Origin of the sequence: Prochlorococcus sp. RS04 (assembly GCF_001989455.1) — a bacterium.
GTDB lineage: Bacteria > Cyanobacteriota > Cyanobacteriia > PCC-6307 > Cyanobiaceae > Prochlorococcus_A.
On sequence record NZ_CP018346.1, the window covers coordinates 1111522 to 1123329 of the forward strand.

General features: G+C 32.8%; 14 protein-coding genes. 5 read left to right on the top strand and 9 right to left on the bottom strand.

Going from position 1 to position 11808, the window contains the following annotated elements:
* The first annotated feature begins 44 nt into the window (after positions 1-44).
* Positions 45-1682, top strand: coding sequence for a chaperonin GroEL (groL, locus tag BS621_RS06160; protein ID WP_077142188.1), 1638 nt, complete (start codon positions 45-47; stop codon positions 1680-1682).
* 67 nt (positions 1683-1749) lie between these two features.
* On the opposite strand, the gene secG is transcribed toward groL, so the two are convergent.
* Together secG and gpmI are read right to left on the bottom strand one after the other, a co-directional pair.
* On the bottom strand, positions 1750-1977 hold the full coding sequence (gene secG, locus BS621_RS06165) for a preprotein translocase subunit SecG (RefSeq protein ID WP_011863548.1): 228 nt from the start codon (positions 1975-1977) through the stop codon (positions 1750-1752).
* Between the two features lie 23 nt (positions 1978-2000).
* On the bottom strand, positions 2001-3623 hold the full coding sequence (gene gpmI, locus BS621_RS06170; protein WP_077142189.1) for a 2,3-bisphosphoglycerate-independent phosphoglycerate mutase: 1623 nt from the start codon (positions 3621-3623) through the stop codon (positions 2001-2003).
* Between the two features lie 137 nt (positions 3624-3760).
* On the opposite strand from gpmI, the gene pyrR reads away from it, so the two are divergent.
* Positions 3761-4297: a bifunctional pyr operon transcriptional regulator/uracil phosphoribosyltransferase PyrR gene (gene pyrR, locus BS621_RS06175; protein ID WP_077142190.1), complete on the top strand. Its 537-nt coding sequence runs from the start codon at positions 3761-3763 to the stop codon at positions 4295-4297.
* A 7-nt stretch (positions 4298-4304) separates the two neighbouring features.
* On the opposite strand, the gene BS621_RS06180 is transcribed toward pyrR, so the two are convergent.
* Complete coding sequence (locus tag BS621_RS06180) at positions 4305-5873, bottom strand: Hsp70 family protein (protein ID WP_077142191.1); 1569 nt, start codon at positions 5871-5873, stop codon at positions 4305-4307.
* Positions 5874-5969: 96 nt separating this feature from the next.
* Here BS621_RS06180 and BS621_RS06185 point away from each other — a divergent pair, with 96 nt between their 5' ends.
* The 3 genes from BS621_RS06185 to BS621_RS06195 all read left to right on the top strand — a co-directional run bounded on the left by BS621_RS06185 (position 5970) and on the right by BS621_RS06195 (position 7145).
* Positions 5970-6206 carry a DNA-directed RNA polymerase subunit omega gene (locus BS621_RS06185; protein WP_025894961.1) on the top strand — a complete coding sequence of 79 codons (237 nt, stop codon included), beginning with the start codon at positions 5970-5972 and terminating at the stop codon, positions 6204-6206.
* A 2-nt stretch (positions 6207-6208) separates the two neighbouring features.
* Entirely contained in the window at positions 6209-6580 is a 372-nt protein-coding gene (locus tag BS621_RS06190) for a DUF1818 family protein (protein WP_077142192.1), read from the top strand.
* A 313-nt stretch (positions 6581-6893) separates the two neighbouring features.
* Complete coding sequence (locus BS621_RS06195) at positions 6894-7145, top strand: DUF2811 domain-containing protein (protein WP_077142193.1); 252 nt, start codon at positions 6894-6896, stop codon at positions 7143-7145.
* A gap of 7 nt (positions 7146-7152) precedes the next feature.
* Here the strand turns inward: BS621_RS06195 and BS621_RS06200 are convergent, their stop codons facing one another.
* From BS621_RS06200 to hsdR, 6 genes are all read right to left on the bottom strand, one after another.
* Positions 7153-7611, bottom strand: coding sequence for an EVE domain-containing protein (locus BS621_RS06200; RefSeq protein ID WP_077142194.1), 459 nt, complete (start codon positions 7609-7611; stop codon positions 7153-7155).
* 334 nt (positions 7612-7945) lie between these two features.
* Positions 7946-8173: a hypothetical protein gene (locus BS621_RS06205; RefSeq protein WP_072014707.1), complete on the bottom strand. Its 228-nt coding sequence runs from the start codon at positions 8171-8173 to the stop codon at positions 7946-7948.
* A gap of 61 nt (positions 8174-8234) precedes the next feature.
* Complete coding sequence (locus BS621_RS06210) at positions 8235-8555, bottom strand: hypothetical protein (RefSeq protein WP_077142195.1); 321 nt, start codon at positions 8553-8555, stop codon at positions 8235-8237.
* Between the two features lie 365 nt (positions 8556-8920).
* Complete coding sequence (locus BS621_RS06215; RefSeq protein WP_225866690.1) at positions 8921-9253, bottom strand: hypothetical protein; 333 nt, start codon at positions 9251-9253, stop codon at positions 8921-8923.
* A 2-nt stretch (positions 9254-9255) separates the two neighbouring features.
* The gene (locus BS621_RS06220) at positions 9256-9435 is read right to left on the bottom strand and encodes a hypothetical protein (RefSeq protein WP_077142196.1); all 180 of its coding nucleotides are present in this window, start codon (positions 9433-9435) and stop codon (positions 9256-9258) included.
* Between the two features lie 42 nt (positions 9436-9477).
* Complete coding sequence (gene hsdR, locus BS621_RS06225; protein ID WP_077142197.1) at positions 9478-11808, bottom strand: EcoAI/FtnUII family type I restriction enzme subunit R; 2331 nt, start codon at positions 11806-11808, stop codon at positions 9478-9480.

Here is an 11808-nt window from a genome sequence, read left to right on the forward strand (position 1 = left end):
GTTTCAAAAATTATTAAAACTTATTACTAAATTACTGCCTAAACATGGCTAAAAGAATTATTTACAATGAGCAAGCTCGTAGAGCGCTCGAGAGAGGAATTGATATCCTTGCTGAGTCTGTAGCTGTTACGCTTGGACCAAAAGGAAGAAATGTTGTACTAGAGAAAAAATTTGGTGCTCCACAAATTATCAATGATGGTGTCACAATCGCTAAAGAGATCGAATTAGAGGACCACATTGAAAACACAGGGGTTGCTTTAATCAGACAAGCTGCTTCAAAAACTAATGATGCTGCTGGGGATGGTACCACAACAGCCACTGTTCTAGCTCATGCGATGGTTAAAGCAGGGTTGAGAAACGTTGCTGCAGGAGCTAATGCAATTACCTTGAAAAAAGGAATTGATAAAGCGACTGAATTTCTAGTTGGTAAAATTCAAGAGAATTCCAAACCTATTAGCGATAGCAATGCAATAGCACAATGTGGAACTATTGCTGCTGGAAACGATGAGGAAGTTGGTCAAATGATTGCCAATGCTATGGATAAAGTTGGTAAAGAAGGTGTTATCTCCTTAGAAGAAGGGAAATCAATGACTACTGAATTAGAAGTCACTGAGGGGATGCGATTTGATAAAGGCTATATTTCACCTTACTTCGCAACAGATACAGAAAGAATGGAGGCTGTTTTAGATGAACCATATATCCTTCTGACTGATAAAAAAATTGCCTTAGTGCAAGATTTAGTTCCTGTTTTGGAGCAAATAGCTAAAACTGGTAAACCACTAGTCATTATTGCAGAAGATATTGAAAAAGAGGCTTTAGCAACTCTTGTTGTTAATAGATTACGAGGCGTGTTAAATGTTGCTGCAGTAAAAGCTCCTGGATTCGGCGATAGAAGAAAAGCCATGCTTGAAGATATGGCCGTTTTAACTAATGGACAACTTATTACTGAAGATGCAGGCTTGAAACTAGAGAACTCTACCTTAGATATGCTCGGAACTGGTAGAAGAATAACTATCAATAAAGAAACTACAACTATTGTAGCTGAAGGCAATGAGCAAGCAGTTAAAGCTAGATGTGATCAAATCAAGAAGCAAATGGATGAAACAGATTCCTCTTATGATAAAGAAAAGCTTCAAGAACGTCTGGCTAAATTAGCTGGAGGAGTAGCAGTGATTAAGGTTGGGGCTGCTACTGAAACTGAGATGAAGGATAAAAAGCTTCGTCTTGAGGATGCTATCAATGCAACAAAAGCAGCTGTTGAGGAAGGAATTGTACCTGGAGGAGGAACAACTCTTGCTCATTTGTCTCCTATTCTAAAAGAATGGGCAGATAAAAATTTAGAAGGAGAAGAATTAATTGGAGCTAACATTGTTGAAGCTTCACTTACTGCTCCTCTTATGAGAATCGCTGAGAATGCAGGTTCTAATGGCGCTGTGATTGCTGAAAATGTAAAAACTAAACCATTTAATGATGGCTTCAATGCTGCTACTGGAGAATATGTAGATATGTCCTCTGCTGGTATAGTTGATCCTGCAAAAGTTACACGTTCAGGATTGCAAAATGCAGCTTCAATCGCAGGGATGGTTCTAACCACCGAATGCATAGTTGCAGATTTACCTGAGAAAAAGGATTCAGCTGCTCCTGCAGGCGCTCCAGGTATGGGCGGCGACTTTGATTACTAAACTAAACAATAGTTTTCAATAAATTTTTAAAGGGATCATTCAATATGGTCCTTTTTTTATTTAAGTTTTATGAAATCCAACCAGCGCTAAGAATAATTGCTAGAGACAAAAATATCACTAAAAAAGTCCAAGTTATTTTGTTTAGAGAGGCTTCTGCACTACTTGCGCTGTTGAACATAGAGCTTCCACTGGCTGCTATTCCTCCCATTCCATCACCTTTGGGACTATGAAGTAAAACTAACAGAATGAGAAGAACTCCAGAAAATACCCAAATCCAACTAATAATTTGAATCATTGCTTAAAAAACTTTTATATACTTTAAACGTGTTGAACGACCTTATTATAACCCTTCAACTCAATTTCTTGAATAAGCGATTTGCCTGTCATTTCTCTTGGTACTGGTAGATTTAATAATTGCAATAAAGTGGGAGCAATATCTGCAAGGCCCGCGTTTTCTCTTAAATTAATTTCGTTTCCCATATTTGGTATTTTTCTTTTTTCACCTTCAATCAAAATTAATGGAACTTTATTAATTGTGTGTGCTGTCCATGGTTCTCCTTCAGATCCTTTCATTACCTCTGCGTTACCATGATCGGCCGTAATAACAATGCTTCCGCCCATTTCTCCAGTAGCATTCACTATTTGACCTATACATTTATCTACTTTTTCTATAGCTTTAATCGTTGCATCCATGTTGCCTGTATGACCAACCATATCAGGATTGGCAAAATTGATTACAACAAAAGCATAATTCCCGCTTTTAATTGCTTTAGAGCAACTAATAGTTAATTCCTCAGCAGACATTTCGGGTTTCATATCATAGGTTGCGACTCTTGGAGATGGAATCAAATGTCTCTCTTCTCCTGGTAAGGGTATTTCAACTCCTCCATTGAAAAAGTATGTTACGTGAGGATATTTTTCAGTTTCCGCGGTTCTATATTGTTTAAGTCCGTTTTCTGAAACTATTTGGCCTATAAAATTATTGAGTGATTCAGGAGGGAATGCAACTTTAACGGGAAAGTTGGGATCATATTGAGTAAAAGTAACAAAATCTAGATTTGGATAATTTTTTCTTTCAAAGTCTGAGAATTCATTGTCTGAAAGGGATTTGACTATTTGTCTTGCTCTGTCTGGACGAAAGTTAAAGCAAATCAAACTATCTCCATCTTTAAGATAGTTTTCAGACATTCGTATGGGCTCTATAAATTCATCGGTTATGTTTTTGGCATAACTTTTTTCTATGTAATCCTTGGGAGAAAAATTTGTTACTTGAATATCTGGATCAGTCAAATTAGAGTATGCTTTTTCTGTTCTATCCCATAAAAGATTTCTATCCATTATCCAGTATCTTCCGCATATGGAAGCTATTTCGCCTACGTTATATTTTTTTATACATGATTCTATTTGATTTAAATATTTTGAAGCACTTTTTGCAGGAGTATCTCTACCATCAGTAATAATATGGATTGCAACTTTTTTAAGTTTATTATCAGATGCCCATTGTATTAAACCTAATAAATGATCGATATGACTATGAACTCCTCCATCAGAACATAATCCCATGATATGTAAAGTAGAATTATTTTTCTTTAATGAAGCAGCCATCTCTTTTAACTCATTGACCAAGCCTAATTGATTATTTTTTACAATATTCGAAATCCTTACGAGTTCTTGTTGTATTATTCTTCCCGAACCAATAGTAAGGTGCCCCACCTCTGAATTGCCCATTTGACCATCTGGTAAGCCTACATCAGATCCACTAGCACTTATAAGAGTGTGGGGGTAAGCATGCCACAATGAATCCATGATTGGTGTACTGGCACTTTTTATAGCATTATCTGATTTTTCTTTTCGATATCCCCATCCGTCTAGTATTGCAAGAACTACAGGGCTCTGAGGAACACTTAAACTTTTTATATTTTTGCTGCTAATCTTTGACATATTTAGATCAAATTCATTGTTAACTGATCCAACCTTAAATCTAGCTTCAAACGTTACTCTTTAACAATTTATATTTAACATAGTTAGCTTTTGCTAATTTATGAAAATATAAGATTAATTTTATTTCTTGATAAATCATGTCCAAGAAGTCAAAAAAGATTGTAATACTTACTGAAGTTGAACTTAGAAAAACTATTTCGCGTTTAACTTGCGAAATTATCGAAAAAGTAAAAAAACTGGATAACCTTCTATTGATTGGTATCCCAACAAGAGGAATTGCTCTTACCGAAGTGCTAGAAAAGGAATTATTCTCTAGAACAGGTTTAAGAGTTAGAAAAGGAACAATTGATCCAACTTTTTATAGAGATGACCAAAATAGAGTTGGAACTCGCCCAATACAAGCTGCTGATATTCCAACTCCTATTGAGAAAAAAGAAATTCTTTTAATAGATGATGTAATTTACACAGGTAGAACAATTAGAGCTGCAATGGATGCTTTATATTCATGGGGCAGACCTCAAAGGGTGATGTTATTAGTAATGGTAGATAGAGGTCATAGAGAATTACCCATTCAGCCAGATTTTTGTGGTAAAAAAGTGCCAACTAGTAAAATAGAAAGTATTCGTTTACGTTTAAATAATGTTGATAATGAAGAAGGAGTTTTTCTTGAATAGCTATCCTTCAGAAGATATTTCCTAAATTATATTCTCCAAAAAATTCATCTTTAACATCAAAACACTTAACCAATAAATCAGCATTTTTCGTAATTTTAAAAAAAAGTTTTAAAGTATCTTCTCCAATATTAGATTTATTTTTTAAAACTATTTTGAGTGGTTTTTTGTCCCATTTTATAATTTCTTCTTCATTTTGAATCTCTGATAACTTAGGTAATCCATTTTCAAAAATGACATCATATGTTCTTTCTTTTTGTGACTCTCCAATTATTATTTCGAATATTTTTTGATTGTTTTTACTGGCTTGAAGTATCAGTTTAAAGGGTGTTTCTGTTGGCCATGTTTGTCCTTTGCAAAAAATAGGATGCCAAAAGTGTTTTTGCTCTCTTTTATTAAATAATCTTATAGATAACCCTTTGTTTAATATGTCTTTAATTTTTACTCCCGGGGTCATTGCTAAAGCTCCCAAAGCTATTGATTCAATAGGGGGTGGCGACTTTATTTGAATTTTTGGAATTTTTTTTGTTATCCATTCTTTAATTAGTGGTATTTGAGTTCCTCCACCAACCAAGACTATTGCATTTAAGTCTTCAACTGTGCAAAATTTACCTCTTGCTTGATTTAATAAATCTTTTAGTAAAGAGTTAAGGTGATTAAGGAAATTATTTTCAATGAGTATTTTCTCAAATATTTCTTTACTAAGATAAAATTCACTTTCGTTATTTTTTTCAGTAAATAATTTAATTGGATATTTATTTTCATATTTGATTACAGATGAGCTGAGTTTACATTTTATTTTTTCTGCCTTAGAAAGATTATTAATATAATTACTACCTGGAATAAAATAATCAACTATCCATTGATCAATATCTTTCCCACCAATTTTTGAACCTGTTTTGCCAATTATTTCAGCACACCTTATTTTTTGTTTTGAAATTGAGCTTACATCATTACCTTTAAATTTTAATAGTTCAGCTATTGGACCAGATTTTCCTTCTCCTCCCTCTATTTTGACTATATTCATATCGACTGTACTTCCTCCAATATCTAATGTCATAATTTTTGAGCCAAAGGGTACATTTATTCCTAAACTTGCCGCAGTAGGCTCATCAACAAGGGCTATTTCATCTACAGATATTTCCTCGCAAAGGTTAACTAACCATTCTCTGTATCCCTTATATGTATCAATGGGAGCAGTTAAAACAAGTCTTTTGATCTCATACTTGTGCGGAATGTTTGCCCACAAAATTTGAAAAAATTTTTCGCCACATTCATTAGGGTTTAAAATATTTTTTTGGTTAATTTTTTCAATAGAATTTCCAATTAATCTTTTAAAATTCGAATGAAAAAATAAATCAGAATTTGAGTCATCCCTCATCTTTAGAGCACTAACACCAATTTTTGTAATCTTTGAAGGTTCCTCAAACCAAACTGCTGAAGGAATAACACCCGGAGATGATGTAATATTCGGTATTTCAACTAAAACAGAATTTATATCTTTTTGATCTTGAAATGCAACGACAGTATTAGTGTTCCCTAAATCTATAGCAAGTGTTCCAGATAAACTTTCTTCCATATAAAATTATTTAATCAATTAAGTTCTTTTTGTAATTTATGTTTTGAAATGGTCGAATAAATTGTAAAATACATTGTATAGTAAAAAAAATTTTTAATGAACATATCTAACAATGCAGGGGTTGATTCTAATGATCTTGCAAAGAGAGGTGAGAGCTTGATAAGAAAATCAACTAATAGATATTTAACTACAGTGAAAATTGCTTTCAGAGCAAAACAAAGACGTTTTGATGATTTTGATGGCTTATTAGAAGAATCAACTATTAAACCCGTTCAAAGGTCAATCATTGAACTTAGTGATGAGCAAGATCAACCAGATTTACTCCCAGGCTAATTTTGGTAAAAGACCAAAAAAATTGGAGATTACTTAAAGATTTTAAAAAAGGCAAATTTTGCTTTTTGATTGGTGTAAATAATTGGTCAATCGAGTTACAAAAAAGTGAATTCAATTCACTGTATCTTCTACTCTTAAGAATTAATGAACAACTATTAGTTATCAAAGATGAACTAATGGATGAAGAATCTATTACTTTAGAATTAGAACAATTACCTTGGTTTATTCACTTAGAGGGGAAAAAAAATGAATGGAGTTTAAGGTTTGTTTTTGAAAGTCAAGACCAAACTAGATCCTTCGAAATGTATTGGCCGATACCAATAGCACAAAATTTATTTTATGAAATAAAAAACATGTGGGAATCAATGGATTAAAAGATAAATAAAATTGGAAATTTTAGAAAAAATTTCCCCTTTCAAAAAAAATTTTTCACAACTTTTCCACAGTATTTTTATAAAAAATATCTGATGATCTAAAGCATGTGGAAAACTTCTGATTTTATATAAATCTTTATATTTAAGTAAGATTTAAATTTACAAAATTGATTTCCATGACTCCCCTATTTATAACTAAATTCTCATTATTCTATAGCCTGAGACTGTCTCTTAATAATGCTTGTTGACGATTCAGTAATTTTGGAGAAAACTACATTTTGTAGATTTAAATTCCAATAAAGTTTTTTTCAATATGCAAGAATTAAATTACGATGAAAATTCGAAAGCATTAAATCATAAAGATGATGTAATAAGTTTCAAATGTGAACTTCAAGAAAATCTTCAAAAGGCTATGAAAGAATTCGTTGAGGATCATCCTAACTGGGATCAATACAGAATACTACAAGCTGCCATAGCAGGATTTTTGATGCAAAAAGGATTTCAAAATAGGGATTTAACGAGACTTTATATTGGCAATATGTTTTCAATGAATTTTAAGGATTAAAAATTTTTTAAATTTTTTCTAGTAGTATTTTTGCAATATCATTTCTGACAGGTAATATAGATAACCTATTTCCTTTTTTTACGACTAATAACTCATCCTCATCAAATAAAATCTTTAATTCAGGTAAACTTAAAATCTTATCTGATTTAAATTTATATTCTACTTTTACACAATCCCATCTCGGATTATCAGGTTTCGATTTTGGATCAAAATATTTTGAATCTTGATCAAATTGAGTAGGATCAACAATATTTAGATCTATTACCTCCATAAGTCCCACAATACCTGGGGGTTTACAATTCGAATGATAGAAAAAAATTTTATCTCCTTTATTCATTTTTCTCATAAAATTTCGAGCCTGATAATTTCTTATTCCATCCCATAAAGTTACACCGTCATTTTTTAAAGTATCTATGCTGTAAGCATCAGGCTCACTTTTCATTAGCCAGTAGTTAGGTTCAGTCATAGTTTATAGTTTGCGGGAAATAGGGCTGCTGGTATGGTGCTGGTATGGCATTTTGTTAACTTTTTCGAAAGTCAGCTAAATCCAAAGCTTTTTGTTTAGTTTATCGAAGATAGTTAGTCGAAGAAAGTTTAGAAAAAATATAGAAACAGATCGCTAGAGACAGACTTTTTTATTATTTCGAGGTGAAATCAATAAACTTAGTATTTACAATGCTTTTCAGGGAATGAGAGAGTCTTTTATACCAGCAGATTGTCAAATCTATACCAGCTAGGCATCTAAAACCCAGTCGTAGACTAGGTTAAATGCTCTCTCTAAGGAACTGCGAACCTGACGCTTAAGCAGCTTCTGGAGCAAATATTCTGCTGTTCTCTCTCCAGTATCTACATCCCTTAATTAGATGATCTCCTTGAGGAATAAGCTTTTGATGAAACGGACAAGTAAGGATGGTGACACAAGAACTTGTCGTGCTGTACCTGAAGTGATTGCAAGTAATACAAATCTTCCGTCGTTTTCTTACTAATATTTCGTCCTCTAGATAATCCCATTCCTGCCAGTCCTCCATTGCTATATAGTACAAGTGTACTAATATTTATAGCAACTGATAAGGGTAAGAGTCAACAAGTTTATTTGCTCTTCAAAAGGATAGCTCTCGCCCTATTCCATCTCCGCTCGAAAGAGTCTTCTCTACTTGATTCTTCTATCTGATTGCCATACTGATCTACGCCGTTGTAGTACACCTCTAGAACGTACTTTACAAAGGGTTCAATGTCTTTTCTGCTCTTAGATTTAACGATCTTTGAGAACGCTTCCATAGACCTTTCAAGGTAATCTCTCTCGAGGTTCTTTATCCATATTGCACCCTGATGGTGATAAAGAAGAACCTTGAATATGTCTTCAAAAGAAAGCCAAGGATGAGCTTCTTTTATTTGTTGTGTTCTGTTCATCTTTTAATTGTTAATTGTTAGTTATCTATGAGTGGTTTTCGATGGGGTGTAAGGGGGGTAAATCTTTGCGAACTACATTTACAAACCTCAAGAAAGATTTATTTTATTTTTTTCCTATCTCTCTCTCCTCTCCCTTTTCCAACTAATAATACTAATATCATCAATATCATCAATATCACTTATACCTCTTGTTAAAGAGTTGGTGGAGATGCTTAATAAATATCCATTAAGAGGATATTAATAAAGAGAATGTTGTATATTTTGTATTCTTCTCTTCCCCTTTTAAGCACGCCATCGTTTACTCGGTAGTGATATCAATCGATTAGAGATTATCTCTGTATTAATGTTAGATCGATTGTAAATCGTTAAAAAGGTATTTCTTCTTGAGGTATTGATTCAGGATAACCAAGCCTTAATTTTCCTTCTTTATCTCGATGAACTACACCATGTAAACGTCCAAGATTATGTTTTGTATCTTTCCAAAATGCAGCATCACAATTACGACAACCCCAAGTTCTATGCTCTGGAAAATCTGGCATACAACCTGCAATATGCCATTTACCACTTTCCCAAACTTCAGGACTTGGCATACCAAACATTGAAGGTCTAACTTCTTTCTTGCCGCATCTGGGACAAATAATTGGTTTTCTATCACAAATAAACCAATCTTCTCTTTCTGGTATTGGGTTACACTTCATAATTACATCATGTCATTCAACATATAATTCCAATCAACTACTCCTCCTTGTGCCTTAGTTTTTTTATCTAATTTACGCAATTCTTTTCTTATTTCTTGCATTTCTTTTGAATATTTATAGTCATTTTTTGCATAGGGATCACTCGTATAGTTTCCAATATTTTCTCTAGTAAATAATTCCATATTCTTATATTAGCTAAACAATAATTTGATAAAAAAATTATTTTATACTCTAATTTCTTGATAAAGATATTGCTGAAAATCAATGAAAGTTTTTTGAATATTTTGAGCAGTTCCTAGCTTTTCCTGGGCGGCACTTATGCTTCCATATTTTGCTCTTATTACGGTACTTAATTTGCTTACGTCGAGTTCATCTTCACCTACATCAATATAATTTCTTAAAATATATTCAACAAATTCTCTTTCATTTTCATTTAATAAATTCAATATCTTAGATTTATTAGTTTCTACCCTTAATTTCCTAGGGATAGGTTTTTTTGAATAAGCAATGTATTCGAGGACATCAAAAATATCGCTATTTTTTGCATTAATTAGTTCTTGTAATTTCTTTAAATCATCTATATGACAACCTTCTTTTTCAAGCTTTTCTAATAACTCTTTTCTAGTTAGTGGATTCGCCCATAAAGTACGTAATTCAAATTCACTTTTGAATAAGTCTGGGAGTTTTAATTTTTCAAATAAATTCTTGAGGAATTCTTCTGGACTAACAGGTTTTCCATCTAGATAAAAGTATGTACTTTTCATACTTTGAATTTCTCTGAATTTACCATCACTCAACTTTATACGAACTTTTTTTGGTGTATCTTCATGATCATCACCACTATCATTACCACCATCATCTTTCCCTTTATCATCACCATCATCTTTTTTTGTCCTCTTCACAGGGGGGTCTGGTTCTATCGGTTCACCATCCCACTCTGGATCATTAAACAACTTATATGCATTAACAAAGTCGATGATTGTGAAATAATATTTCCCTTCAAATAACCTTGTACCTCTTCCAATTATTTGTTTAAACTCGATCATATTATTTACTGGACGAAGCAAAACTACATTCCTTACATTTCGTGCATTTACTCCCGTACTAAGTTTTCTGCTGGTGGTGAGAATTGTAGGAATTAATTTTTCATTATCTTGAAATTGTTTTAAATATGTTTCTCCAATGGCAGCATCTTTAGCTGTAACACGTACACAATAATCAACTGGTTTATTGTTAGATTCCTGATTTATAAGATTTCTAATTAATCCAGCGTGCGGTTGAGTCGCACAGAAAACTAGTGTTTTTTCATCATGATTTATCACAGAAAGTAATTCTTGTACCCGCTTTCTTTCTCGTTCTTCAATTACAATCGAACGATTAAAATCTTGTTCTTCATAAATACGATCTTCTTCCACTTCTCCTTCAAGAATTTCATCATCATTTGTATATTGATATTCATCGATAGTGGTTTGAATTCTTTTTACTTTGAAGGGAGTTAAAAATCCATCTTTAATACCTTCTTTAAGGCTGTAAACAAATACGGGATCACCAAAATATTTATAAGTATCTGCATTATTATTTCTCTTTGGAGTAGCAGTAAGACCTAAATGAACTGCACTTGAAAAATGCTTTAAAATATCGCGCCAACTACTTTCGTCATTAGCACCACCTCGATGACACTCATCAATAATGACTAAATCAAAGAAATCTTTTTCATATTGACCAAAATAAGGTTCATCTTTTTCTCCACTCATGAAGGTCTGAAAAATAGTAAAGAAAATACTTCCGTTTTTTGGGACCTCTTTATTCTTTGCAATATCTTTTGGATTTATACGCACTAATGCATCTTCTTCAAAAGCTCCAAAATCTAAGAATGCTTGATTAGCAAGAATATTTCTATCAGCTAGAAAAAGGATACGAGGTTGACGATTAGCATTTCTTTGTACAGTCCATCTGCTTTTAAATAATTTCCATGCAATCTGAAAAGCAATAAATGTTTTTCCAGTTCCAGTAGCAAGGGTTAGTAAAACTCTATCTTTATTATTTGCAATCGCATGAACTACACGATTAACTGCAAGTTCCTGATAATAGCGAGCTTGCATTGTTCCATTATTGTCCTCAAAAGGTATTGCATTAAATCGATCAGTCCACTCGTTAGTTTCTTTAAAAGTTCTGTTCCAAAGTTCTTCTGGTGAGGGAAAGGAAGATACTATTCCTTCAGTTTTTGACTCTTGATTTATTTCATAAATTTCTTTCCCATTAGTTGCATAACTATTTTTAATTCTTAGTTTTTGTGCATAAAGTTTTGCTTGAGCTACTCCTTCACCAACTTCTAGTTCATCACTCTTAGCTTCTATTACAGCAAGTTTTATATTCTTATATTCAAGAATATAATCAGCAATTAATTTTCCAGTACGAATACCACCAGCTCTTATTTCTCCATCATTGATTTGATATTCACGACGTACACGAACACACATTGCACTATCAGTTTTCCATCCAGCTTCTAAAAGCTTTGGATCAATAAGTTCAGCTCTGGTATCGGCTTCATTCAT

Bases quoted from the DNA above. Each gene is read 5' to 3' on its own strand.
- BS621_RS06220 (WP_077142196.1), bottom strand. From the start codon at position 9,435: ATGGAATTATTTACTAGAGAAAATATTGGAAACTATACGAGTGATCCC.
- pyrR (WP_077142190.1), top strand. From the start codon at position 3,761: ATGTCCAAGAAGTCAAAAAAGATTGTAATACTTACTGAAGTTGAACTT.
- groL (WP_077142188.1), top strand. From the start codon at position 45: ATGGCTAAAAGAATTATTTACAATGAGCAAGCTCGTAGAGCGCTCGAG.
- BS621_RS06200 (WP_077142194.1), bottom strand. From the start codon at position 7,611: ATGACTGAACCTAACTACTGGCTAATGAAAAGTGAGCCTGATGCTTAC.
- gpmI (WP_077142189.1), bottom strand. From the start codon at position 3,623: ATGTCAAAGATTAGCAGCAAAAATATAAAAAGTTTAAGTGTTCCTCAG.
- hsdR (WP_077142197.1), bottom strand. From the start codon at position 11,808: ATGAATGAAGCCGATACCAGAGCTGAACTTATTGATCCAAAGCTTTTA.
- BS621_RS06215 (WP_225866690.1), bottom strand. From the start codon at position 9,253: ATGAAGTGTAACCCAATACCAGAAAGAGAAGATTGGTTTATTTGTGAT.
- secG (WP_011863548.1), bottom strand. From the start codon at position 1,977: ATGATTCAAATTATTAGTTGGATTTGGGTATTTTCTGGAGTTCTTCTC.
- BS621_RS06210 (WP_077142195.1), bottom strand. From the start codon at position 8,555: ATGAACAGAACACAACAAATAAAAGAAGCTCATCCTTGGCTTTCTTTT.
- BS621_RS06195 (WP_077142193.1), top strand. From the start codon at position 6,894: ATGCAAGAATTAAATTACGATGAAAATTCGAAAGCATTAAATCATAAA.
- BS621_RS06205 (WP_072014707.1), bottom strand. From the start codon at position 8,173: ATGGAGGACTGGCAGGAATGGGATTATCTAGAGGACGAAATATTAGTA.
- BS621_RS06185 (WP_025894961.1), top strand. From the start codon at position 5,970: ATGAACATATCTAACAATGCAGGGGTTGATTCTAATGATCTTGCAAAG.
- BS621_RS06180 (WP_077142191.1), bottom strand. From the start codon at position 5,873: ATGGAAGAAAGTTTATCTGGAACACTTGCTATAGATTTAGGGAACACT.